The organism is Bifidobacterium sp. FKU, from assembly GCF_026016385.1.
Lineage (GTDB): Bacteria > Actinomycetota > Actinomycetes > Actinomycetales > Bifidobacteriaceae > Bifidobacterium > Bifidobacterium infantis.
In genome coordinates, this window is record NZ_CP092888.1 from 906834 (window position 1) to 931830 (window position 24997).

Annotated in this window: 24 protein-coding genes and 1 pseudogene; 20 read left to right on the forward strand and 5 right to left on the reverse strand. The window is 59.2% G+C overall.

The genetic code is table 11. The features are described 5' to 3' along the window. Positions 1–8 precede the first annotated feature (8 nt). Positions 9–659 carry an alpha/beta hydrolase gene (locus MMB48_RS04025; protein ID WP_032745340.1) on the reverse strand — a complete coding sequence of 217 codons (651 nt, stop codon included), beginning with the start codon at positions 657–659 and terminating at the stop codon, positions 9–11. A 233-nt stretch (positions 660–892) separates the two neighbouring features. On the opposite strand from MMB48_RS04025, the gene MMB48_RS04030 reads away from it, so the two are divergent. The 6 genes from MMB48_RS04030 to MMB48_RS04055 all read left to right on the forward strand — a co-directional run bounded on the left by MMB48_RS04030 (position 893) and on the right by MMB48_RS04055 (position 5700). Continuing rightward, the gene (locus tag MMB48_RS04030) at positions 893–1552 is read left to right on the forward strand and encodes an amino acid ABC transporter permease (RefSeq protein WP_032745339.1); all 660 of its coding nucleotides are present in this window, start codon (positions 893–895) and stop codon (positions 1550–1552) included. Then, positions 1539–2213, forward strand: coding sequence for an amino acid ABC transporter permease (locus MMB48_RS04035; RefSeq protein ID WP_012577134.1), 675 nt, complete (start codon positions 1539–1541; stop codon positions 2211–2213). Before MMB48_RS04030 ends, MMB48_RS04035 begins: the two co-directional genes overlap by 14 nt. Further along, positions 2206–2997: an amino acid ABC transporter ATP-binding protein gene (locus MMB48_RS04040; RefSeq protein ID WP_012577135.1), complete on the forward strand. Its 792-nt coding sequence runs from the start codon at positions 2206–2208 to the stop codon at positions 2995–2997. The genes MMB48_RS04035 and MMB48_RS04040 overlap by 8 nt, the downstream gene beginning before the upstream one ends. Before the next feature lie 65 nt (positions 2998–3062). After that, positions 3063–3965: a cysteine ABC transporter substrate-binding protein gene (locus tag MMB48_RS04045; protein ID WP_032745338.1), complete on the forward strand. Its 903-nt coding sequence runs from the start codon at positions 3063–3065 to the stop codon at positions 3963–3965. A 170-nt stretch (positions 3966–4135) separates the two neighbouring features. Then, a complete protein-coding gene (locus MMB48_RS04050; protein WP_012577137.1) occupies positions 4136–5368 on the forward strand; it encodes a trans-sulfuration enzyme family protein in 1233 nt (410 codons plus the stop codon). A gap of 80 nt (positions 5369–5448) precedes the next feature. Then, entirely contained in the window at positions 5449–5700 is a 252-nt protein-coding gene (locus tag MMB48_RS04055; protein ID WP_012577138.1) for a mycoredoxin, read from the forward strand. A gap of 92 nt (positions 5701–5792) precedes the next feature. On the opposite strand, the gene MMB48_RS04060 is transcribed toward MMB48_RS04055, so the two are convergent. Next, complete coding sequence (locus tag MMB48_RS04060) at positions 5793–6581, reverse strand: VOC family protein (RefSeq protein ID WP_012577139.1); 789 nt, start codon at positions 6579–6581, stop codon at positions 5793–5795. Positions 6582–6596: 15 nt separating this feature from the next. Beyond that, positions 6597–7400 (reverse strand): pyrroline-5-carboxylate reductase family protein, encoded by an 804-nt coding sequence (locus MMB48_RS04065; protein WP_012577140.1) that lies wholly within the window; start codon positions 7398–7400, stop codon positions 6597–6599. A 258-nt stretch (positions 7401–7658) separates the two neighbouring features. Here MMB48_RS04065 and MMB48_RS04070 point away from each other — a divergent pair, with 258 nt between their 5' ends. The 11 genes from MMB48_RS04070 to MMB48_RS04120 all read left to right on the forward strand — a co-directional run bounded on the left by MMB48_RS04070 (position 7659) and on the right by MMB48_RS04120 (position 20475). Next, a complete protein-coding gene (locus MMB48_RS04070; protein WP_012577141.1) occupies positions 7659–8702 on the forward strand; it encodes a uroporphyrinogen decarboxylase family protein in 1044 nt (347 codons plus the stop codon). Between the two features lie 50 nt (positions 8703–8752). Next, the gene (locus MMB48_RS04075; protein ID WP_012577142.1) at positions 8753–9916 is read left to right on the forward strand and encodes an ABC transporter substrate-binding protein; all 1164 of its coding nucleotides are present in this window, start codon (positions 8753–8755) and stop codon (positions 9914–9916) included. A 44-nt stretch (positions 9917–9960) separates the two neighbouring features. Continuing rightward, positions 9961–11775 (forward strand): ABC transporter permease, encoded by a 1815-nt coding sequence (locus MMB48_RS04080; RefSeq protein WP_012577143.1) that lies wholly within the window; start codon positions 9961–9963, stop codon positions 11773–11775. A gap of 6 nt (positions 11776–11781) precedes the next feature. After that, a complete protein-coding gene (locus tag MMB48_RS04085) occupies positions 11782–13596 on the forward strand; it encodes an ATP-binding cassette domain-containing protein (protein ID WP_014484692.1) in 1815 nt (604 codons plus the stop codon). A 67-nt stretch (positions 13597–13663) separates the two neighbouring features. After that, positions 13664–14866, forward strand: coding sequence for an amidohydrolase (locus MMB48_RS04090; protein WP_050496319.1), 1203 nt, complete (start codon positions 13664–13666; stop codon positions 14864–14866). Between the two features lie 162 nt (positions 14867–15028). Beyond that, on the forward strand, positions 15029–16324 hold the full coding sequence (locus tag MMB48_RS04095; protein WP_012577146.1) for an O-acetylhomoserine aminocarboxypropyltransferase/cysteine synthase family protein: 1296 nt from the start codon (positions 15029–15031) through the stop codon (positions 16322–16324). A gap of 74 nt (positions 16325–16398) precedes the next feature. After that, positions 16399–16680 (forward strand): mycoredoxin, encoded by a 282-nt coding sequence (locus tag MMB48_RS04100; RefSeq protein WP_077323659.1) that lies wholly within the window; start codon positions 16399–16401, stop codon positions 16678–16680. 212 nt (positions 16681–16892) lie between these two features. Continuing rightward, positions 16893–17651, forward strand: a complete 759-nt coding sequence (locus tag MMB48_RS04105; RefSeq protein ID WP_032745337.1) for an amino acid ABC transporter ATP-binding protein — start codon at positions 16893–16895, stop codon at positions 17649–17651. A 55-nt stretch (positions 17652–17706) separates the two neighbouring features. Then, a complete protein-coding gene (locus MMB48_RS04110) occupies positions 17707–18519 on the forward strand; it encodes a transporter substrate-binding domain-containing protein (RefSeq protein WP_012577147.1) in 813 nt (270 codons plus the stop codon). Between the two features lie 104 nt (positions 18520–18623). Continuing rightward, entirely contained in the window at positions 18624–19286 is a 663-nt protein-coding gene (locus MMB48_RS04115) for an amino acid ABC transporter permease (protein ID WP_008782666.1), read from the forward strand. 301 nt (positions 19287–19587) lie between these two features. Then, positions 19588–20475 carry an SPFH domain-containing protein gene (locus MMB48_RS04120; RefSeq protein ID WP_409337982.1) on the forward strand — a complete coding sequence of 296 codons (888 nt, stop codon included), beginning with the start codon at positions 19588–19590 and terminating at the stop codon, positions 20473–20475. Between the two features lie 170 nt (positions 20476–20645). On the opposite strand, the pseudogene MMB48_RS04125 reads toward MMB48_RS04120, so the two are convergent. Continuing rightward, positions 20646–21266: pseudogene (locus tag MMB48_RS04125) on the reverse strand (IS30 family transposase); the annotation flags it as partial. Positions 21267–21468: 202 nt separating this feature from the next. Between MMB48_RS04125 and MMB48_RS04130 the strand changes: the two are divergent. The 3 genes from MMB48_RS04130 (at position 21469) to MMB48_RS04140 (ending at position 24043) form a co-directional block, all read left to right on the forward strand. Beyond that, entirely contained in the window at positions 21469–23217 is a 1749-nt protein-coding gene (locus MMB48_RS04130; RefSeq protein WP_014484695.1) for an ATP-binding cassette domain-containing protein, read from the forward strand. A 291-nt stretch (positions 23218–23508) separates the two neighbouring features. Further along, entirely contained in the window at positions 23509–23730 is a 222-nt protein-coding gene (locus MMB48_RS04135) for a hypothetical protein (protein ID WP_012577151.1), read from the forward strand. A gap of 37 nt (positions 23731–23767) precedes the next feature. Beyond that, positions 23768–24043, forward strand: a complete 276-nt coding sequence (locus MMB48_RS04140) for a hypothetical protein (protein WP_136527176.1) — start codon at positions 23768–23770, stop codon at positions 24041–24043. 21 nt (positions 24044–24064) lie between these two features. Here MMB48_RS04140 and MMB48_RS04145 read toward each other — a convergent pair whose 3' ends face one another. Beyond that, the gene (locus MMB48_RS04145) at positions 24065–24910 is read right to left on the reverse strand and encodes a patatin family protein (RefSeq protein ID WP_012577152.1); all 846 of its coding nucleotides are present in this window, start codon (positions 24908–24910) and stop codon (positions 24065–24067) included. Between the last annotated feature and the right edge of the window lie 87 nt (positions 24911–24997).

Sequence of the window (24997 nt, forward strand, 5' to 3'; positions counted from 1 at the left end):
GGTGGTGACTACCAAATCTGCGGACGAATGAATCCGCTGGCCTCCAAGAATCGCTGAATATCGCGCATTTCCGGCATATTGATCGAATGGGCCATGCCCGGATACACCTGTTCGGTCAACGTGCCGTGCTCGCGCCAGAACTCACCCATCGCCGCCACCTGCGCGGCAGGGAAAATATCATCGATGGCACCATGCCCGTAGAACACGGGCGGCTTCAACGAAGCCAATTCGGCATCGCCCGCAACGGACCCCGGTGCCAGCCATCCAGAGCAGGAGACGGCTGCGGCATATCGTTTCGGATTGAAACGCAGCAGATGCGCGGCCAAGAGGCCGCCCTGCGAGAATCCCATGGCAACCACCGGCCGAGTGGCGGGAATATGCTCCGCAACCCATGAATCAATGGCTTGGGCGGCCTCAGCCGCCTGCTTGTCCAACGATTCGCCCTCCGGCACACCCTCATGCGCCCACGAGCCGAACCACGTATATCCCATGCCATAGGCGATGGGTGCCTGCAAACTGGCGTAATCAGCCGAACCGGCACCGCAATAGTTCAGCAAATCGGGCAGATCGTATTCATTGGATCCCCAGCCATGCAGCAGCACGAACACCGGGGCGGTTTCAGGACCGGTCAAACGGGTCAGAGCTTTGGTAATCTTCATAGCCTCAGTGTATCCACCGTTTAGGCGACAATATTGCCCTGATGTTCGCCCATCGAGTAACGTCCCATAAGTAATGCATATAGCGCAGCGGCCATGCCACGTGTTCTGATACTCTACGATGACACGGCAAGGGGGTCATGGCAGGTATGTTCGGCCCCCGAAATCGTACATGGGCGGCTAAGACCGTTTATGCGCAGGAGAAGAAACGAGAAGCAAAGGAAGGAGCGCGCCCGATGACATTCGATTGGTCGTTCGTGCAGCGTTACGCGCCTTTCTTCGTCAATGGCACATTGATGACCTTATTCATATCCGTGTTTGGCATACTGCTTGCCGTCGCGGTGGGTCTGGTCTGCGCTGGCGTGGGAATCGCGCGTATCCCGGTCGCCCGGCAAATCGTGAGAATCTATATCGAACTCAGCCGCAATACGCCATTGCTGGTACAGCTGTACTTTCTGTACTTCGGCCTGCCCAAACTCGGCGTAGTATGGTCCGCCGAAACCTGCGCGATAGTCGGCCTCGGATTCCTGGGCGGTTCCTACATGGCCGAGGCGATGCGCGGCGGATTGGAAGCGGTGCCCAACGTGCAGCGCGAAACCGCATACGTACTGGGACTGACCTCCACGCAAACCATCACCCGAGTCATTCTGCCGCAGGCGGTGTCCACCGCCATTCCAGGCGTAGTGGCCAATGTGATCTTCCTGTTCAAGGAATCGAGCGTCGTCTCCGCCATTGCGCTCGCCGACGTGATGTATATGGCCAAAGATCTGATCGGCATGTACTACAGCACCTATGAGTCGCTGTTCATGCTGATTGTGGCGTATCTGGTGATTCTGCTGCCGATTTCCATCTTTGGCACATGGCTGGAGAGGAGGTTCGATTATGGACGGCGCTGAAATACTGCTCCAGCCGGGCGTATTCCCACGTCTGTTGCAAGGCCTATGGGTCACCGTGTGGATAGCCGGCGTATCCGTAGGCGCGTCCATCCCGGTCGGCCTGTTGGTGGGCTGGCTGATGACGCTGAAGAACCCCGTGATCCGGGCCGCGATGCGCATCTACCTCGACTTCATCCGCATTATGCCTCAGCTGGCGTTGCTGTTCCTTGCCTACTACGGTTTTGCTCGATGGTTCGATTGGAATCTCGATGCCACCGGTGCCTGCGTGCTGGTGTTCATCCTGTGGGGAGGCGCCGAGCTGGGCGATCTGGTGCGTGGCGCATTGCAGTCGATTCCCAAAGTGCAGTACGAATCGAGCTACGTACTGGGGTTGAGCCCGTGGCAGGCTTTCTCCCGGGTGATTCTGCCGCAGGCAGTTCGCCGTATGCTGCCGGCATCCGTGAACTTGGCGACACGTATCGTCAAAACAACATCGTTGGCCGTGCTGCTCGGTGTGGTCGAGGTCATCAAGGTCGGCCAGCAGATTATCGACGCGAACCGATTCCAATTCCCGACCGGAACCTTGTGGATTTATGGCGTGATTTTCTTTATGTACTTCATCGTGTGCTGGCCGCTGTCCATTGTGGCCCGCCGACTGGAAAAGAGGTGGTCGAATGACTGAACCCGAAACGACCTGCAAGGGTTTCGAGGTGGATCATCTGATCAAACAGTATGCAAATGCCGACAAGCCGGTGCTGGACGACATCTCCTTCAAGGTGGAGCATGGTTCGGTGCTCGTGGTGCTGGGTCCTTCCGGCTCGGGCAAGTCGACGCTGCTGCGCACCATCGCCGGTCTGGAACCGATTCAGGGCGGCACGATTTCCATCAACGATCAGGTGATCGATACCGGAAAACCCGGCACGGAACGAGCCGGACGATCCGACCGGTCCAGTGAACTGCGCACCCGTATCGGCATGGTGTTCCAAAGCTACGATTTGTTCCCGAACAAAACGGTGCTCGGCAACATCACCATGGCGCCGGTGCTCGTGCAGAAGCGAGACAAGGCCGAGGTGGAGGCCGAGGCGATCCGGTTGCTTGGCCGTGTGGGACTTGCCGATCGCAAGGACTCCTGGCCGCACGAATTGTCCGGCGGTCAGCGCCAGCGTGTGGCCATTTGCCGTGCGCTGGTTCTGCATCCGGAAGTACTGCTGCTCGATGAGATCACGGCGGCTCTCGACCCCGAAATGGTGCGTGAAGTGCTCGACGTGGTGCTCGAACTGGCCAAGTCCGGGCAGACGATGCTTATCGTCACCCACGAGATGCAGTTCGCGCGAGCCATCGCCGACCACATCATCTTGCTGGATGGCGGGCACATCGTCGAGGAATCGTATGATGCGCAGGCATTCTTCGAACACCCGCAAACCGAACGTGCGCAGCAGTTCCTGCACACCTTCGAATTCGAGTGATTCGATTGTGCCATATCGACGTATTTGAGAAGAAATATCAATAACAACAAGAGAAGGAGAACTCAATGAGTATCAAGGTTGGGAGATCATTCAAAGCACTGATTGCCGCAGGTGCGGCATTGGTAATGGCGGCATCCATGGCCGCATGCGGTCCGTCCGCAGGCACCCCGAGCGAAGCGAAGTCCTCTGACACAGGCACCAGCTCCGGCGCCAACGCCAAGGCCCGCAGCCTCGACGAGATTAAGAAGAGCGGCAAGATCAAGATTGCCGTCTTCTCCGACAAGGCACCATTCGGCTACGTGGACAAGGACGGCAAGTACCAGGGCTATGACGTCTACTTCGCCGAACGACTGGCCAAGGATCTGGGTGTGGAGCCGGAATACACGTCGGTCGACCCGGCCGCCCGTGTGGATGTGCTCACCTCCAACAAGGTCGATCTGGTGCTCGCCAACTTCACCGTCACCGATGAGCGCAAGGAGAAGGTCGACTTCGCCAAGCCGTACATGAAGGTGGCGCTTGGTGTGGTCTCCCCGGAGAGCGCCCGGATCACCGATGTCAGCCAGCTCGACGGCAAGACCCTGATCATCGCCAAGGGCACCACCGCCGAAACCTGGTTCGAGAAGAACGCGCCGAACGTCAAGCTGCAGAAGTACGACCAGTACGCCGATGCCTACAACGCACTGCTGGACGGCCGCGGTGACGCCTTCTCCACCGACAACACCGAGGTGCTCGCCTGGGCCAAGTCCAACAAGGGATTCAAGGTCGGCATCACCCACCTTGGTGACGACGACACCATCGCCCCAGCGGTGCAGAAGGGCAACAAGGAACTGCTGGACTTCGTGAACGATGAGATCGTCAAACTCGGCAAGGACGACTTCTTCCACAAGGATTACCAGGAGACCCTGGCACCGGTGTACGGCGACGAGGTCAATCCCGACGAGATCGTGGTCGAAGGCGGTGAGGTCTGACGGACGGGTTCCGCCCAGCCGTTTGAACCGGATGGGGAACTGGATTATATCGCTTCATAACCAACGCATATAGCAACGCCGGCCTTCGGGCCGGCGTTCTGCATTACAGTCATAGATGTGGCGCGGGGGAGTCCCGTGCACGGATGACGCGACACGTAAGGGGGTGCGCAATGACCAGATTCAATACTCAGCTCGTTCATGGACTGCCGGTTGACGACAATGACACCGGAGCCGTGAACCCGCCGATCTACAATTCGACGACATATGCCTTTGAGAGGGTCGACGCGATGCCCCGTTACGATTACGCGCGCAGCGGCAACCCCACGCGCGATTTCCTGGAGCGGCAGATCGCCCAGCTTGAACAGGGAAAGCGTGGTTTTGCGTTCGCCTCCGGTCTGGCTGCGATCCATGCGGTGCTCAGCACCTTCAAGCCCGGCGACCGTATCGTCGTGGGAGACAATATCTACGGTGGGACGTACTCGCAGCTCAATGAGTTCTTCACCCGTTGGGGGCTTGTGGTCGAATCGGTCAATACCAGGGATGACGCCGCTTTGGAGTCCGCAGTGCGGGGCGATCGCGCGAACGGCGTCGCGCCCGCCCGGGCCGTCTATTTCGAGACCCTGACCAATCCGCTGCTCAAGGTCAATGACGTGCGCGCCATCTCCGCGACGGCGCATCGTCACGGCGCATTGTCCATCGTGGACAACACGTTCGCGACCCCGTACCTGCAGCAGCCGCTTTCCCTCGGCGCGGATGTGGTGATTCATTCCGCCACCAAGTACTTGGCCGGCCACTCCGACGTCAATGCCGGTCTTGTGGTCGTATCCAGTGAGGATCTGGCCAATCGCGTGTACTTCGCGCAGAATCGTCTCGGTGGGGTCCTGGCGCCCGCCGAATGTGATTCGGTGCGTCGCGGCATACAGACGTTGGCCTTGCGTATGGATCGTCAGCAGGAAAACGCGAACGCCCTCGCCCGGTATCTGCTCGCTCACCCATTGGTCAAATCCGTTCACTATCCAGGATTGCCCGGTGCCGGCGATCAGCGGCTCGCAGCCAAGGGGTTGAAGGGCGCCGGCGGCGTGCTGAGCTTCGAAGTGGTGCCTGGCGTGGACCCTGCGGATGTGCTCAACAACCTGCACATCTTCCGATTGGCTGTGTCCCTTGGTGCCGTGGAATCGCTTGCGGAACTGCCTTGCCGCATGACGCATTTCGAACTGCCCCGGGAGGAGCGTCTGAAGGTCGGCATCACCGATGAGCTGGTGCGTCTCGCCGTCGGCATCGAGGATGCGAACGATCTGATCGAAGACCTCGGACAGGCTTTCGATATCGCCTATGCCCGATACAGGGAACGCCACATCGACTCCGATGTACTTGGCGCATTGACTCCGAAGGTGTTCGCTTGACGTGATATGGCCGTATGTGCCGTTACGATGGATGCGATGGGAAGCCGCGGACGAAGCGCGGCGCGCAGAAAGGACATGGCATGGCCATTGATGTGTACGGCGCCACATGGTGTGGTGATTGCCGTCAGGCGAAGAACACGTTGGATGAGCTGGGTGCGGCGTATATCTGGCATAACATCGAAGAGGAGGACGGTGCCGCCGATCGTGCCGTGGCCATCAGCGGCCAGCAGCATATTCCGGTGGTGCTGTACGATGATGGCTCCTTCCAGGTGGAGCCCTCCGCCAAGGACATCAGGAACAAGCTGCGGGAGTTGAATCTGCTGACTGACTGATTGGCAGGGCCCTCTTACGGCATGAGGCGTGTGCCACCATTGGATTGGTGGCACACGCCTCATGCGTTGTTGCGGTTGTGTGTGGACCGTACTTACAGGCTTCTGAATCGCGCCTGGCCGATGGTCACATCGAAGGATTTGCCGGCGGGGGCGTCGTACTGCAGTTCGGTGATGGCGTTGCATTGACCCTGGACGAAGCGCCAGACACGATGCCCTCCCACATCGAGATCGAAATAGTGCTCATCGGGCCGGTCGGCGTCCCCGCCTTCCGTGAGACCCAAACCAAACACGTCGGACCAGTGCGCGGCCACCGCCGCGGGGTCGGGCACCGCGAAAATCGCGCGACGGGTGTCCACTTCGCCTATGGCATGCCGGTGCAGCAGTCCGCCGCTCTCGTAGCGGGCCAGTTGCTCGGATTCGCTCGCACCCCAATCGATGACGAACGGATAGCGCAGGCCCCGATCATCGCCCTTGATCCAGAGCAACCGCCAGCGTATCTCCTCACCGGCGGCCGTCGTGCGATTGCCCGGAACGATATGGCCAAGATCAAGGCCTTTGGCCGTGAGCCGTTCGGCCGCCTGTTCGATGCCATGCACGTGCAATGCCGGACGATAGAATCCCACATACTCGGGCAGCAGCTCCCCGGCTTCATGGAATATCAGCCCATGGTCCGGCGTCTCCGACAAGGCTTCCTCGCGGTCGTACAATGCCAGGAACTCCAGATAGTTATCGGCGAAGTAGGCCAGGGAGTTCTCCGTGCCATGCCCCACGTGCTTGCCGCCGTATTGGGAAGTCAGCCCTGCGTCGGCGAACGTCCGTTCGGCGGACTTGAGGTCATTCACGAATTCGACCGTATGGTCCCAGGTGAATTGTTGCGTCATGATCGGCTCCCGTCTTTACTTTGCATCGCCGCCGAGCGCCGTGGTGCGCTCGACCGCCGCCAGCACCGCGGATTGTATGGATGCCGCGAATCCGGTTTTGTTCAGGGTATATGCCTCGGTGATTCCCACTCCGCCGGGGGAGTTGTTGATATTGAGCAGCACTTGAGGCAGCACGTCTTTCTGTTTGAGGAATTCGGTGCCGCCGATGATGGTGTCGAGCGCGATGGCTCTGGCCGCGTCCCGGGGCAGACCGGCCAGCACACCGGCATCCACGTAGGCGTCGATGAAATGGTAGACGATGTTCGGCGGGTAAAAACCGGTGATTACGTCGATAAGTCGTTCCTCGACATACAGTACTTTGCCGAAAGTGTTGAGGAACGCATCCACGTCCTCGCGTGCCGCGGCCCCATTCAGCGCCACGCCGCTGTAACCGTAATCCACGGTGGTGAGTGTGTTCGGGATGATGCGGGCCACACGCCACCCATGGCCGAGCCCTTGCTCAAGCTTGGCGATGGTATAGCCGGCTACGATGGAGATCACCGTGGTCTTCGCCGGGTCGAAACGTCGCGCCACTGAAGCGGCCACGCCGGCGACATCGTCTTGCGGGCGCACCGCGATTACCACGATGTCGGCATCCGGGGCGTCCGTCGGTGACGCCGTCTCGGTGTTGTACGTGGATGCCAGATATTCGGCGCGTTCCCGTGAGATTTCCTCAACCCAGATGTGGTCGACCGGATATGCGGCGGCCTTACGTCGCACCGCTTCTATGATGGCGCTCGGCATATTGCCTCCGCCGATGAAATACAGGTTCGCTCCCATCGGTTCACCTCTTCTGATGATGGATACGGATGTATGTCAGTTCCCGTAATACCGCATGGATTCCCGAACCGTCGTCGTTCCTTCCGAAATGGCATATAGGTGTTCTTGATAGGCGCTTCAAGGATGCAATGATTTCGCGGATGGATAAGACGCTATAAGAAATGCCTGTAATACGTGGGCGGCATTCCGCTTGACATCGGCATCGCCGATGCGCTTCGATGACGGATAACGTTGCGAATCAGGAGAAGGGACCCCAATATGGTCAATCGTCGCGCCGACTTCCACGCCATCGTCAATCATCAGTCCCGGACGCCGTATCTGGTTAGCGCCTGGCAGCATCTTGTCGGTCATGAATACGGTGCCGAGGAATTCGCCAAGGCCACCATCGATTTCGTCAATCGCTGGGATTGGGAATGGGTGAAGATCAATCCGCGCGCCATATACTATGCCGAGGCTTGGGGCTCTCGGTACGATCGCAACGATTATGCCGGATTCGTGCTGCCGAAGAAGATCGGCGCCGCAATCACCGAACCGGATGATGTGCGTGGAGTCAAGGAACTCGACGTTCGTGACAATGAGTATTTCGCCGAGGCTCTGGCCGCCGCCGCCCTTATCCGGCATGGCCTTGAGGATCGTGCCGTGCTGCAGACCGTCTTTTCGCCATTGTCCGTCCTGCTGCAGATCGCCGATCTGCCGCTGTACCCGGGTGACGATTACGCCACCGCGACGCTCCGCGTCGAAGATCTGATCTTCAATCAGCCTGGTGTCGCCAAGCTGGCGCTCGCCAACATCGCCCGCACACTCGCCTCCTATGCGCGTGCGTTGGTTCGTCCCGAGTCCGAAGGCGGAGCGGGACTCGACGGCGTGTTCTACGCGCTCACCGGCACGGTGAGCGAGGGTTATTTCGACGCGCAACGCTATCTTGAATTCTCCGAACCATACGATCGCATCGTGATTGACGCGGTGCATCGCGCCAACCCGGACGCCGTGGTGCTGCTGCACACCTGTCGTGCTGAATCCCACCCGAATTGGTTCGACGTGAAGGGTGTGGACCTGCTGCAGTGGGATCAGTATCAACCGGGAAACCCGCAGGTGGATGCCGACCTGACGGCTGTGCCGGTCGCCGGTGCCCCGTACGACCTGTTCGCGCCGGACGGTGACGTCGAACAGGTGCGCCGCGAATTGGCCAAGACCAGCGCGCTTCGTACGGGCAAACCGTTTTTGCTGGCACCAAGCTGCACGGTTCCGACCCCGGCGGGCGACGAGGCGCTGCAGGCATTGAGCGACATCCGCGTGGGCTGAGCCGGTCCCCATTTACGCTTCATGATTATTCGAATAGAGAAGGGAACATCATGACCATCAAGACAATCATCCGTACGGCGATCGCATCCGTGGTCACTGCGGGAACACTGATTGGCGTCTCCGCATGCGGCCTTGGCGGGGATGCCGCCAGCGGTTCCAGCGACGACACCGTGAACATCGGAGTCATCTATCCGAAGACCGGGCAATATGCGCAATACGGCAAACTGTTCCAGCAAGGCTTCGATCTGGCGGTTGCCAAGGTGAACAAGGATGGCGGCGTCAAGGGTAAGAAGCTTGGTCTTCGATACTATGACACGCAGTCCGATGCCAAGCAAGACGCCGCGGTGGCTCCCAAGATCGTGTCGGACAAGTCGATCATCGCCGTGGTGGGTGACTATGCCTCGCCCGCATCCTCGGCCGCGTCGCCCATCTTCCAGCAGGCCGGCCTCGTGCATTACGGTTTCAATAATTCGGCACCCACCTTTACCGATACCGGGGACCACGTATGGACTCCCCAGATCGGTCAGGACAAGTATCAGAAGACCAACGCGGATATAGTGGCCAAAAAAGCCAAGAAGATCGCGGTGGTCTACATCGAGAACGACTGGGGCAAACAGGCCTATCGGTACTTCAAGCAGGAGGCCGAGAAAAACGGTACCCAGATTGTGTACGAGTCCAGCTATCTGCCCGACTCCACCGACTTGTCGCCGATTCTGATTCCGGCGCGCGATGCCAAGCCTGACGCGGTGGTCGACATCGGCTACGGGCCGGACGGCGCTCTGGTGATCAATACCCTGCGCGACAAGCTGGGGTACGACGGCCTGTACTTCGGTGGTCAGGAAACCAAGGAGTTCCTCGATCTCGCCGGCAAAAACGCCGAGGGTTCGATCATCACCGGATCCTTCTCCGCCACCGGCACCAAGGACGCCAAGGCCCAGCAGTTCGTCAAGGACTTCAAGGCCAAGTACGGCAACAACCCGGGCAATTTCGAAGTGACCGCCTACGAGGCGATCATCGATCTGGCCTATGCCGCCAACAAGACCGAACCGACCCGTGAAGGCATACAGAAGGCGCTGCAGACCGTGACGGATTTCCCGCTCTACCAGGGCAATGGCGGCACGTTCAAATTCGATCGGCAGAGTCGTCGCGCCGATAACATCGATCCGATTCTGCTCATCGTCAAAGATGGCAAGTTCGAACAATACGAAGGTTGATTCTCCGGGCTTTCCCATACACCACGAACGAGGTAACGCACACAATGTTTGATGTTCTTTTCGCCGGACTGATACACGGCAGCGCCTATGCGCTGGTCGCAGTCGGCATGTCGCTGATCTTCGGCGTCACCAACGTGGCCAACTTCGCCCAAGGTTCCATCGTGGCCGTGGGCATGATGATCGCCTGGTGGCTCGGTTCGTCATGGGGATGGGGAATCGTGCCCACATTCGTGGCGGTGCTCGTGGTTACCGCACTGCTGGGGCTGATCATGAACGTGGCGATCATCGCTCCGCTTGAAGGCCGTAAACCGATTGCGGCGCTGCTCGCCACCATTGGCGTCGGCCAGGTGCTCGACAATGGTCTGCAGGTCGTCTTCGGGCCACAGACCCGACCGTTCCCGAAACTGCTGCAGACCTATAACCTGCAAGTCGCCGGCGTGCGTTTCGGCACTTCGGACATCGTGATGGTGACGCTTGCCGTCCTCTCGATGCTTGGCTTATGGGCATTCCTCAAGTTCGGCAAAGCGGGACAGGCCATTCGCGCCACTTCCCAGGATCCCGAAGCCGCCATGCAGATGGGCATCCCGGTGAAGGCCATCCGTAACCTCTCCTTTGTGATCGGTGCCGTACTCGCCGGCGTTTCCGGCATCTTCGTGGGCTTGTTCAACGGCAACATCAATCCGATGAATGGCGGCACCATTGGTATGACGGCGTTCGTGGCGGCCACGATCGGCGGTCTAGGCTCCATCCCGGGAGCCGTGGTCGGCGGTCTTGTGCTCGGTGTGGTGGAAGCGTTCGGCATCTCTCTGTTCGGAGACGGTGCACATGACCTCATCACCTTCGGCGCGTTGATCATCATCCTCATCGTGAAGCCGCAGGGTCTGCTTGGGCCGAAGACCGATGTCAAATCCGAGCCGCTGACCGGCACGTTCCTGGGAGGCGGCAGGGCGATCACGCTGCCCTGGTGGGGTAATCTCATCGGTGCCGTGGCACTCGTATCCACCCCGTTCTTCTTCAATGACTACCTGTCCGGCGTGGGCACTCAGGTCGCCATCTATGCCATCGCCGCCGTGGGACTGACGTTGATTTCCGGCTCCGCGGGCCAAACGATTCTGGGCATGGCAGGACCGTTCGCCGTGGGTGCCTATGCCTCCGCGATTCTGGCCACGCAGGCGCATTGGCCCTTCCTGGTGGCGTTGCCCGCCGCAGGTGTGATCGCGGCGCTTGTCGCCTCGGTGCTCACCTTCCCCGTATGGAGGTTTTCCGGCCATTATGTCGCCATCGCCACCATCGGCGTAGGTGCGGTGATGGTGGCGATCATTCGCCTCGCCGAGCCGTTGACCAAGGGTTCTCTTGGCATTCAGGGCATTCCGTTCCCGAAGGTGTTCGGCGTCACGCTGTACACGCAGCAGATGATGTATCTGCTTGACGTGATCGTGCTGCTTGTCACGCTGGTCATCGTCATGCGTATCCGAACCGCTCATCTGGGGCGCGTGTTCGAGGCCGTGGGATCGGATCGCGAGGCTTCGGAGGCGCTGTCCATCCGCACTGGCGCCTATAAGGCGCTCGCGTATGCGCTTGCCGCGTTTTTCGCAGGTCTCGCCGGTTCGTTGCTCGCGCACCAGTACACGTACATTGATCCGACGATCTTCAACTCGAACATGTCGATTCTCATCCTGACCATCATCGTGCTTGGTGGTATGAACTCTCCGCTCGGCGCGGTGCTTGGCTCCATAGTGCTGATCGGAGCGCCCGAGTTGCTGCGTTTCGCTTCCGACGCGCGCATCCTGCTGTATGGCGTGCTGCTGGTGCTTGTCATCTTGTTCCGTCCCCAGGGCCTGTTCGCCCGGAAAGGCTGAGTCGCCATGACCGATTCCGAGACCGTATTTTCCACCGTAGACGCCGTGACCGGCATCGATATCGACAACGAACGCCTCGATAACGCGGATGATCTGGCTGAATATTCCGAAAGACACCGCCAGGCCGTCCTTGACGCGCCGGTGATGCTGCGCGTGCGCGAGCTCGACAAGTCCTTCGAGGGGCTGCACGCCGTCAACAAGGTCTCTTTCGACCTGCATCAAGGTGAGGTCATTTCCATCATCGGCCCGAACGGTTCGGGAAAATCGACCACAATCAACCTGATCTCCGGTTTTCTGCAGCCTGATTCCGGGCTCATCGATCTTGCCGACGAGCCGGTTGCCGGTCTGAGCCCTGCGGACATGTCTGAACGGGGACTGCTGCGCACCTTCCAGAACGGTCGTGTGTTCGGCGGTCTTACCGTCGAAGAAAACATCAATCTCGGATATCACCGGCGACTCGTCGCGGCACGCCCGTTCAAAAGCCTGCAAAGGTATCCGATCGCGCGTTGGCTGTCGTTGCTCGCCGAGACCGGCGTGGCGCTGGTTCCCGGACCGCGGACTCGGCGCGAAGCCGATGAGGTGAACATCCGCGTGGATCGGGAAATCGACCGTTTCCGTGAACGACTGAGCGCGCGTCGACGGGATTGCACCTACACGTTGTCGTACGCGAATCGTCGTCGTACCGAAATCGCCCGTGCCCACATCAGCGAACCGAAGATCCTGCTGCTCGATGAGCCGACCGCCGGCATGAACCAGTCGGAGACCGCCGAAGTGCTTCGTCAACTGCAGTATCTGAAAGCGCAGGGACATACCATCCTATTGGTCGAGCACAAGATCGATCTGGTCACTGCATTGTCCGACCGTGTGCTTGCGATGGATGGCGGCCGCGTCATCGCGCAAGGCGCCCCGGATGATGTGCGCAATGCCCCGCAGGTGGTCGAGGCGTATCTCGGCAAGCGGCGTGAAATGAACCATACCCGGGTCGCCGGGCAGTCGCATGTGCTTGCGATGCAGAACTCCATTGGCGCCGTCGTCGAAGTCGAGGACACCGGTGCCGGTACCGGACGAGATGAAACCGGGACGTTGGATGATGGCGGGGATGCCCTGCTTGCGCTCGATGGAGTGAATGTGTATTACGGGCAGGTCCACGCGTTGCAGAACGTGTCGATCTGCGTACCCAAAGGGGCCATCGTCTCTCTGCTGGGAGGCAACGCTTCCGGCAAGTCGACCACGATGAAGACGATTTTGGGCATCAATCATCCGAAGACCGGTTCGCTGTGGTTCCAAGGCGAGGATGTGACCGGACTGTCCACGCGCAGACGGGTCCAAGCCGGTATCGCCGCCGTGCCCGAGGCGAGGCGCGTGTTTCCGCAGATGACGGTGGAGGAGAATCTGTTGTCTGGCGCCTATACGCGACACGACAGGGAGGGTGTGGCCGGCGATCTGGAAGCCATGTACGATCGCTTCCCTCGTTTGAAGGAACGTCGTATGCAGCAGGCCGGCACGATGTCCGGCGGCGAGCAGCAGATGCTGGCGTTCGCGCGAGCCCTGATGAGTCGCCCGAAAATCATCTGCATGGACGAGCCGACGATGGGCTTGTCTCCCAAACTCGTCGAAGACGTACTCGAACAGATAGCGCGACTGCGTGACGAATTGGGCGTTTCCGTGCTCATGGTCGAACAGCAGGCCGAGCTGGCTCTCTCGATCGCCGACTATGGTTATGTGCTGCAGAACGGACGTATCCGGCTGCATGGCAAAGCCGGCGACCTGCTCGGCAACGAGCGGGTGCAGGAGGCGTATTTGGGAGGAGTGAAACAATGAGCGAAGCCGAAGGGATTGAGACGTCCTCGCATCCGTCCGTCATCGCCGTCACGCAAAGGAGGTTCCGGTGACCGCAGCAACAACCCAATCGGGCGCATCCCCGACGGCGTTCGTAGCACTTCCCGATGCTCTGAACGCTGATGTGCAGGAATGGTACCGCTGGTTCCATCGTCATCCTGAACTCTCCTATGAAGAGTTCGGCACCACGGCGCGCATCCTTGAGATTCTGGAATCGCATGGCGTTGAAATCCTCGAATCGGGACTCAGGACCGGCGTGGTGGCCATCGTGCGCGGCGCAAGCGCCAAGCCCGTCGTCGCCCTGCGCGGTGACATCGATGGGCTGCCCATCACTGAGAATACCGGACTTGACTACGCTTCGGATAATGCCGGAGTGATGCACGGCTGCGGTCATGACTTCAACCTCACCGTGGCGTTGGGCGCGGCGATTCTGCTCAATGAACGGCGTGCCTCATTGCCTGGTACCGTCAAGATCATCTTCCAGCCGGCAGAGGAAGGTCGTGCTACCGCGGAGCGCCCCACGGGTTCCGTGCAGGTGCTGAACACGGGTGTGCTGGACGATGTCGAGGCGTTTTTCGGCACGCACGATGCAGCCGGACCGGTTGGGTCCATACTCATACGTGAGGGTGGCATCACCGGCGCGGTCGACAAATTCCAGGTTGCCATTCACGGCAAGGGCGCGCATGCAGCCGAACCGGAGGATGGCATCGACCCGATCACCGTGCTGACGAACGTGGTGCAGGGGTTGCAGGCGGTCATTGGGCGCAATCTCGACCCTAGCCATCCGCGGGTGTTGTCCGTCACCCATATAGAAGCCGGCAATTCGTGGAATGTGATTCCGCAGGATGCCTTCTTCGAGGGCACGGTGCGCACTACCGAGCCGCAGGATCGGGTTCTCGCCAAGAAGCGCGCCATCGCCATCATCAACAACACGGCCGCCGCCTACGGTGCCACTGCCGATGTCTCGTGGTTCTTCGGATCGCCTTCCGTGTTCAACGACGCCGGATGGACCCGCATCGGACGAGAAGTCATCGCCGAGCAGGGGCTTCACGCGGATGATGATCATCCTCAACTGGGAGGAGAGGATTTCTCATATTACCTTGATCGCAAGCCCGGCCTGTTCGTGCACATCGGTGCCGGTGAGACCGGTGCCGCGCATGGGCCGACGTTCCGGCCGAATCCGGCCGCCATCGGCTACGGCATACGCTTTCTCACGGCCATCGCGCAGAAAGCGCTCAACGAGTTACGATGAACGCACCCCTCCTATCATTCCGGTTGATACCGAACGATAAGAAATGCCTGTACCCGCAAGCACGTGTTACGGTGCTTCGCTTCCTACACTGGTGCCGTATCAGTATGGGCGTCCGTCGGTGTTCCCCTAAGGGACGGCGGCATGACATTGAGGGGATAATTCATGGCGAGGGATTTCGTTACCGCGGCTATTCACGGCGGCTATGACCGGGCGGCTCACGGTGAGGCGGCGAACCCGCCGATTTACGCCAGTGCGGCGTTTGACATGGTCAGCGCCGCGCATGGTGACGCGCTGGGTGCCGGCGAAGCCGAGGGCTTCTCGTACTCGCGTGTGGCGAATCCCACTGTGGATGTGTTCGAGCGTCGTTTGGCGGAACTCGAAGGTGGTGTGAGCGCGGTGGCCGTCGCCTCCGGCATGGCCGCGGTGTCGTATGCGCTGTTGTGTGCCGCCGAAGGTGGTGGTCGCATCATCTCTCCGACCAACCTGTACGGCGCTTCCGTCGATGCCATGGAGACCTTCTTCCCGCAGTTCGGAGTCCATGCCGATTTCGTGCGCGACATCAACGACCTCGATGAGGTCGCTTCGAAGATCGGGCCGGACACCCGTGCCATCTACACCGAATCCGTTGCAAATCCATCCACTGAAATCACCGATATTGAACCATTGGCGGAACTCGCGCATCGCAACGGTATTCCGCTTATCGTCGACAATACCGTGCCTACCCCGTACCTCTTCCGGCCCATCGAGTTCGGAGCCGATATCGTGGTGCATTCCACCACGAAAGGCATCACCGGGCACGGCAACGCCATCGGCGGAGTGGTTATCGACGGCGGAAACTTCGATTGGGCCAACGGCAGATTCCCGCAGTTCACCACTCCCGAACTGGTCGTCAGCGATGAACGCAAAGGAATAGCGCGCAGCTTCGCCAGCAGATTCGGCCGCGAGGCGTTCATTCGCCGTGTACGCATCAAATATCTGCGCACTTTCGGCGCGGTGCCCAGCCCGTTCAATACATACCTGTCGATGGTGGGATTGGAGACACTGGCTGTGCGTGAACGGCAGGAAGTCGAATCGGCCATGCATATTGCCGAGCATCTCACGCATGCGCCGCATGTGCTCAAGGTCAATTATTCCGGTTTGGGCAACACGGGTCAGTATGATCTGGTCGCCAAATACTTCCCCAAAGGGATCGGTACGATACTGTCGTTCCTCGTCGACGGCGATGAGAACAACGTGAGACGCATTCTCGACGGAACCGAGGTATTCTCCTATGTGCCGAACATCGGTGACGCGCGTTCGCTGATTGTCGATCCGGCGCGCATCACCCATCGTGAAGTGCCGTTGGAATATCGGCATGCCGCGGGCGTAAGCGACAACCTTATCCGCCTGTCCATCGGATTGGAAAACGTCGATGATTTGATTGCGGACCTTGACCAAGCCATTGCCAACGCATACTGACGTGTATCGCTTACGTATGCGGATAATTGTTCGTTCTGAGAAAAACCTGCGCTGTTATTCTTGAGGCGTTGTGAATTTGGGTTGTTGTATTACGAAAGAAGGAGCAGGACATGGCTATTGACGTCTATGGCGCAACATGGTGCGGTGATTGCAAGCAGGCGAAGAACACGCTTGAGGAGCTTGGCGCCGAATATACGTGGCATAACATCGAAACCGAGGATGGGGCAGCCGATCGTGCGGTGGCCATCAGCGGCCAGCAGCACATTCCCGTGGTGCTCTATCCTGATGGCACATTCCAGGTCGAACCGTCGGCTGTGGATATCAAGAACAAGCTCAACGAGCTGAATATCAAGTAAAGACAAGAGTTGTACGAGTTTGACGATCTGCTGCATCTGTGAGCGAACAATACGTCGGCGTCCGATGTGTTATTCATTGGTGTGAATAGCACTCCATAGGCACTGGATATAACCACGCCGAAACACAGGTGAGCAAGCGCGTCTACGGTAAGGGATTGTGCTTCGCGAACGAACGTTGACGTGCATAACAGCAGCGAAAAGAGAGTATCGGGATGATTCGGATTAGGGGAGTGAGCAAGAGCTTTGCCGACACCACCGTGCTGGATGGGCTTGATCTTGACATTCCTCGACAAAATGTGGTTACTGTCATCGGCCCCTCAGGCTCCGGTAAATCCACACTGTTGCGCATTCTGGATTTCCTTGAGCACGCGGATTCCGGTACCGTCGATTTCGGTGATGGTCTTGTGGATTTGACCACTACCAAATCTGCCGACATTCACAAGGTGCGTTCGAAAATCGGGTTCGTGTTTCAGAACTACAACCTGTTTTTGAACAAGACGGCATTGCAGAATGTGACCGAACCGTTGGTGTATTCCAAGGGAATCAAGCCTGATGAAGCCCGCAAGATCGCTATTGAGCAACTCGATCGTGTGGGACTTGCCGATTTTCATGATCGGTATCCGAGCACACTGTCCGGCGGGCAACAGCAGCGTGTGAGCATCGCCCGCGCCGTGGCTATGAATCCTGAGCTGTTGGTGCTTGACGAGCCCACTTCGGCATTGGATCCGGAAATGGTCAACGGGGTGCTGGGGGTCATCAAGCAACTCGGTAGCGAAGGCATGACCATGCTGATGGTCACCCATGAGATGCGGTTCGCCTATGAGGCATCGAATCATGTGGTGTTCATCGAAGGAGGCCATGTGGTCGAGCAGGGTGATCTGAAGCGGATCTTCGAACATCCGCAGGAGGAGCGTACCGTCGAGTTCCTGTCTTCAACCAACAATGTGCTGATGATTCCGGTGACTCGGTAGAGGCGTTTCACGGCTGTTGTAATTAATTGTGACAATATCAAGAGAGGGGTTTGTCATGTTCAATAATCAAGTGATTCGCAAGGCTGCGGCTTTGCTGTCCGGTGTCGCCGTGCTGGTTTCGGTTGCCGCATGCGGTTCGGCTTCCGCTTCCAGCTCCAGTGCATTGGAGCAGGTCAAGCAGTCCGGCAAAATCGTGTTCGCCACTGAGGGCACTTATGCTCCGTTCAGTTACCATGACTCCAAAACCAATGAGCTGACCGGTTACGATGTCGAGGTGGCCAAGGCCATTGCCAAGGAGGTCGGTATCAAGGCCGAGTTTGCCGAGGGCAGCTTCGACTCCCTGCTTGCCGGTGTGGATGCCAAGAAGTACGATACGGTTGCCGATCAGATTTCCGCCACCGACGAGCGCAAGGCCAAGTATGATTTCTCCGAACCATACACCTACTCCTACGGTGTCGTCATTACCTCCAAGGAGAACCCGAAGAACGTCACTTCGTTCGATGACGTCAAGGGGCTTCGCGCCGCTGAAACCGGTACCTCCAACTGGAACAAGACCGCTCAGGAGAAGGGCGCTACTATCGTTCAGGTTAACGATTTTGGTCAGCAGGTCGATGCCATCACGTCCGGTCGTGCAGATGTGTCATTGAACGATGGCCTTGCTGCGCTCGACTACCTGAAGCAGAAGCCGGATGCGGACATCAAGATTGCCGCCAAGTCCGAGAAGACTCCGGCCGCCTACCTGCCGTTCCGCAAGGGCAGCGATGACTTGGTCAAGGAAGTCAACAAAGCCATTGTCAAGCTGCAGAAGGATGGCACATTGACCAAGATCTCCGAAAAGTACTTTGGCGAGGACTTCTCTCAGGAGTGACATGTTTCCCGGCTCTCCTGTAATTAGGGGAGCCGGGAAATATGAGCTGGCCTCGTGAAGATTACGAGCAGGTGCAACATATACCACACAACAAAGGATGACCAATGGACGCACGAGTATGGGGAATAGTCGTAGATTCTTTTGCTAAGCTACTGATTCCCGGTATCACTGTGACCATTCCGCTGACGCTGATTTCCTTCGCTCTCGGTTTGATACTGGCGATTGTGGTGGCGCTGGTGCGTGTGGCTAAAGTACCTGTGGCCTCCCAAATCGCGTGGTTCTACATTTGGGTGTTTCGTGGTACGCCGTTGCTGGTGCAGTTGTTCGTTATCTTCTTTGGATTGCCGTCTGTTGGCATTACGATTCCGGCATTGCCTTCCGCGGTAATCGCGTTCTCGCTGAATGTGGGCGCCTATGCCGCCGAAACATTGCGTGGTGCGATTCTTGCCGTGCCTAAGGGGCAGCTTGAAGCTGGCTTGGCGGCGAACATGCCGTATGTGACGATTATGCGCCGCATTATTCTGCCGCAAGCATTCCGCTCCGCCTTCCCTGCATTGTTCAACTCCTTCATCGCATTGGTCAAGGACACGTCTCTCGCGGCGAACATCACCGTGGTGGAAATGTTCATGACGGCCCAGCGCATTGTGGCGATTTACTACGAGCCGCTGGTCCTATACATTGAAGTGGGCTTGATCTACTTGCTCTTCTGCACGTTGCTTGGATGGCTTCAGGATTACTGCGAGAAGAAGCTCAACGAACACTTCTGATGTGTTTATATGGCGGCAGTGCTTGATTCAAGTCGGGTGTTTCCTTGGTTGAAATGCCCGACTTTGTTGTTTCTGACGTGCGACTTGGCTGCTTCAAATAATAGTGCACAAGATGTGGCTGCCGGAGTGAACGGAACATGAAATCTGACGTTCGCTTTCTTGGACTTGCCTGTGAGAGCTATCAGTTACCGGGCGTGCGCTGGTAGCATGGATGGTGTTGGGGCGCGGCACAACGATATGCCGTGCTTGACCCTTGTGAGAGGAGTTTTATATGACCATCGCAAGTATGTTGGGCGGAACCATGCTGTTGGTGCTGATTCTATTAGTCGTTCTTATCGTGCTGCTGGCCGCCGCATTGTTCATCGTGCCGCAGCAGCAGGCGTATATCATCGAACGTTTCGGCAAGTTCCTGAAGGTTCAGTTCGCCGGCATTCACATCCGCATACCGTTCGTGGACAGCATCGCCATGAAGACCAACATGCGCGTCAACCAGCTCAACGTGCAGCTGGAAACCAAGACTCTTGACAACGTGTTCGTGACCGTCGTGGCTTCCACCCAGTTCCGCGTGAACCCGAACGACGTGGCAACCGCCTACTACGAGCTGCGCGACCCGGCCGGCCAGCTGAGGAGCTACATGGAGGACGCGCTGCGTTCCGCCATCCCGGCCCTAACCTTGGATGACGCCTTTGCCCGCAAGGACGATGTGGCGTTCGACGTGCAGAAGACAGTGGGCGCCGAAATGAGCCGCTTCGGCTTCACCGTGGTCAAGACGCTGATCACCGCCATCGACCCGAGCCCGCAGGTCAAGAACGCGATGGACTCCATCAACGCCGCCCAGCGTGAAAAGGAAGCCACCCGTCAGCGTGCCGAGGCCCAGCGCATCCAGATCGAGACCCAGGCCGCCGCCGATGCGGAGAAGACTCGCTTGCAGGGTGAGGGCCAGGCCAACTATCGTCGCGAGATTGCCAACGGTATCGTCGACCAAATCAAGAGCCTGCAGGCTGTGGGTATGAACATCAACGACGTGAACAACGTGGTGCTGTTCAACCAGTATCTTGACGTGATGCGCTCGCTGTCCGAATCAGGCAATGCCAAGACCGTGGTGCTGCCCGCCTCCACGCCCGGCGGTTATCAGGATCTCTACGAGCAGGTCACCAAGGCCATGCTCACCGCGGCCGAGACGAAGTAATCACCCCGTTTGCAAATCCTCATCCATCGATAGTGAAGCCCCTCCAAGCGAGGGGCTTCACTGCGTTCCGCGCTGATTCCGACAAGTGCGCAAATGGGCCGTATACAGATTGTGACAAGTGTGAGAATCATCTACTTATAGATTGTGACGAATGCAAAAATACCCCGAATTCAATTTGTAAGTGCAACGCTCGTCTTTGGGTGGCTTGTCTTCGGGAGTACCTTGCCGAGTTCGCGGTACCAAACCTCGTTGGGTGTTTCCCAGTCCAGGACCTTCATGGGGGTGTCGTTGATCTCGTCCACGATGGCCTGCAGGTCGGCGTCCGTCAGGCCGTCGAAACCGGTCCTCTTGGGCAGGTAGCGGCGGATGCGCCCGTTGCGGTTCTCGTTCGTGCCGCGCTGGTACGAGGAGTACGGGTCCGCGAAATAGGTCAGCATGCCGAGCGCCTCGTCCACGAGCACGTGGCAGGAGGACTCCGTGCCGTTGTCCCAGGTGCGGTCGATCCTCGCGGGCGCGGGGATGTCCTTGTAGATGTCGTATTCGGCGCGCGCCGTGGCCGGCGCGCTCTTGTCGGGGATGAACCGGGCGAACAGCCTGCGGCTCCTGCGTTCGACCTGCGTGTCGATGCACCGCTTCGACGGGGAGGCGCCGATGACCGTGTCGGACTCATAATGGCCGAACTCTCGGCGCGAGTCCACGCGTTTCGGACGTTCGCCGATCGGCTGTGTCCTCAGCTCGTCGATCCGGACACGTTCCTCTGCCGACAGGTGGGAATACACTCTCATATCGAGCGCGACACTTTCTCTCTGGTTATGAACTTGAACACTTCCAGCCATGGAGCAGGTGTTGCGCTTCTATTTAGAACTCGTGCGGTCTATCATTACATATTGTGGGGAGGTGTCGTAAATGCCGATTGTCGCGGGATTCCGGCCGTTTTGTGATGCGGTGGCGACATCGTGGCGGACGAGTGCGTATGCGTTGCGTAGGCGTCCGGTGCGTACGGTGGTGATGTGGCTGTCGATGTTGGTGATGATGGCGATGCCGTCGTTGCAGGTGTGGCTGATCGGTTGGGCGTGCGGCCCGGACGGGCTTGGTATGGGGTCGGGGCTGGGCGTGGGCCGGTTCGCGGTGATCCTGGCGGTGCTGACGGTGGGCGCGGTGTTGATGTCGGTGTCGTCGTCGTTGGCGCAGAACATGCGTGACTTGTTGCAGGAGCCATTGATGGCCGAATACCAGTCCGATCTGACCGACGCGCTGGCGCGTCTGACTCCCGCGCAGACGTTGGACGACGAGGTGACGACGCAGGTGCGGGCCGCGCGCGACGCGATCCCGTACAACGTGGCCTCGCAGGCCGCGGACGCGACCTCAGTGGTGGGCGCGCTGGCGTCGATGGTCATGCTGGCCGCGTCCTTGTGGCATATGCATCCGTTGGCGGCGCTGATGATCGCGTTGGCGATGGTCCCGGAGCTGTTGGCCCAGTTCGGCGTGGAGAAGCTCACGAACGAGTTATGGCCCAAGCGCGGCAGGGAGTCGCGTCGGGCGAACTATTTCGAGCGGTTGTTGGATTATCCACCGTCGAGCACGGAGATCGCGGCCACGGCCGGTTCGTTCGGCATCCCTGCGCAGGCGCGCGTACGCTATTTCAATATGGCCGGCATGTGGGAGCGTATCTCGTGGCGCACGGTGCAGTTGACCGGTGTGAGTTCGCTCGTGTTCGCCGTGCTGACGGGCGGCGCGTTCTGGCTGATCCTGACGTCCGGCCATGCGTCCGTGTCGAGCATCCCGGCCGCGTTGGTGGGCATCATGACGGGATTGTCGGTCACGCGCACCACTGGCGAGGCGTTCGGCAACCTCATGGCGTCCACGCCGATGATCCTTGCCTACGAACGGCTCATGGACCTGCTGCGCGCGAACCCCGCGATCCCCGAGACGACCGGTCCGGTCGGCGTGCACGTGGAGCATCTGACGTACGCGTATCCGACTGTTGCAAAGCATGACGATGACGCGGATGACGCGTCGGCAGCGTCGGTTCCGGCCGTTCAGACTCCGGCGTTGGACGACGTGTCGTTGGATGTCGAAGCGGGATCGATCGTCGCGCTGGTGGGCGAGAACGGGTCGGGCAAGACCACGCTCGTCAAGCTCATCGCCGGCATCCTCGACGCCCCGGACGGCACCGTGACCCTGTCCTCGGGCGCGGACGGCGGGAACGGCCGTACCTTGGGGTCGTGGGCCGAACGGTTGGGCGCGTCGAGCATGGTGTTCCAGGATTTCACGCACATCGAGGTGACCGTGCGCGAGTTCATCGATCCCGCTCTGCGGCAATCGGATGATGAGTTATGTGACGGGTTGCGTCGCGCCCGCGCGCTCGACATCGTGGATGGGCTTCCCGGCGGCTTGGATACGCAGCTCGGTCAGGAGTGGGGCGGCGTTGGCCTGTCCGGCGGGCAATGGCAGCGGCTTGCGCTGGCCCGCACGTTCCTGTCCGGCAAGCCGTTGTGGATACTCGACGAGCCGACCGCCGCGGTCGACGCCACCGCCGAGGCCGCGATCTACCATGATCTGATCGCCAACCGTCCGGCGGGCACCACTGTGATCGTCATCAGCCACCGGCCCCGCGTGCTAACCGGCATGGACCGGATTATCGTCCTCGACCACGGCCACGTCAATGAAACCGGCACCTACCGTCAACTGGTCGACAGCAACGGCACCTTCTCCCGTCTCGCACACGACAGCCTCGAATGAGCTCGATGGCATATCCGGTTGATTGTTAAAAACTCAGTGGCCGGCCGACAGATTCGTCCGACGAGGCTCGCGCGAGTGATCATAGCGCGGGTCGCGTCGGATATGCGGGAGATGGCGCGCCTTATATCAAAAGCGATGATTTTCGAATAAGGACACGGCCCCATCAGCCGGTCGCGGGTACTACAGTGAACCACAACGTTCCTCCCCCGATGGTTTGGGGAAACACAGAAAGAGGGAGGAACGATTCCAGGAGCATTCGCTCCGTTGCCATGCAGCAGTAAGGGGAAATTCATGACTGCATCAACCACCGCGGTACCATCAACGGTATCCGCCAGCACCGGAAAGTCCGGTAGCGCAACAACCAAACTCAGCCGCACGCTGGGCGCCGCCCTGGTCTGGGTGGTGTTCGGCGCGGACAACTCGTTCGCCGAAAACGAGAAATTCAACGTGTCCGGCGATCTGTGCCTGCACCTTGACACTTCCGCTTCTGCATTGCGTGCCGTACGAGCGTGAAGCGGCGTTTCTCTGCTCGGTGCATGCCAACGTATACATGGATGTCGGCCTTGCCAATCCGCATATGGGAGCGCAGGTGAGGGAAGTGCTGCGCAATGTTCTGGCGTGGTGCCCATTTGACAAGTTGCTCTATGCGTCGGACGGCGTCGGCATCAGTGAATTGCATTATCTGGCCGCGGTGCTGTTCCGCAGGTATATTGCGCGAATCGCCATCGATTGGGTATCGGATGGCGCATGGAACGCGAATCAGGCGAAACGGGTTATCGACGCCATCGCGCATGCCAATGCGGAATGGCTATACGGTTTGGCGTGAACGGGTACTTCGCCGGTGCCGTCACTTCCCGAGGAACGCCGGGATGGCTTCAGCCGCCGCGTATCCCTTGCGGTACATCATTTCCAGGCCCTCGAAGTTCTTCTTCAGGGTGTTGAGACCATACAGGTCTTCGGGTGCGAGGATCAGCACTTTGCCTTCCGCCTCGTAATGCTTGGCGAGTTCGAGTTCGTCGTTGTAGGTCTTGTAGCGCATGCGCAGCTTCTCGGCCGCGGCGGGGTGGGAGCGTTCGAGGATGCGGGCCGGAGCCAAATCCTTCTGCTGCTTGCGCACTTCGTCACGCAAGCGGGACAGAATCAGAATCACGCGATCATAGCCGTCATCCAGCGCCTTCTGTACCGGGATCGGATCGGCGATGCCGCCATCGAAATACGGCACGCCATCCACCACATACGGCTCGCAGGCCACCGGCACGGCGGACGAAGCCTTGATGATGTCGAAATCATCAAAACGCACGCGCGATTTGTCGAAATACTTGGTCGAGCCGTCCTCGGCATTGCAGGCCACCACGGTGAATCCGGTCGGATTGGCCTCAAAGGCCTCGAAATCCAACGGATTCTCACCGTCATGGTTGCTCAGCGTGCCATAGATGTAGTCGAGGTTGGCGAAGTTGTGGTTCTTGAAATAGCTCTCCGCGCTCGCGTACTCCTTGCGGAAGGCGTATTTGGTGTAGAAGGTGTGGTTGCGGCCGTGCTGGCGGGCGATGAACGAGGTCATATTGGCCGCGCCGGCGGAAACGCCGTAGCACATGTCCACGTCGATGCCGTCTTCCATCATGCGATCCATCACGCCGCAGCCGAAAATTGCGCGGAACCCGCCGCCGACATCAATCATCGCCGTCTTTGCCATACCAACCCCCTGTTCACTTGAATTTGGTATGAGCTTACGCGCGCTGCGCGGACAGCGATATGGGCAGTGTGCCGTGAATTTGTCTGG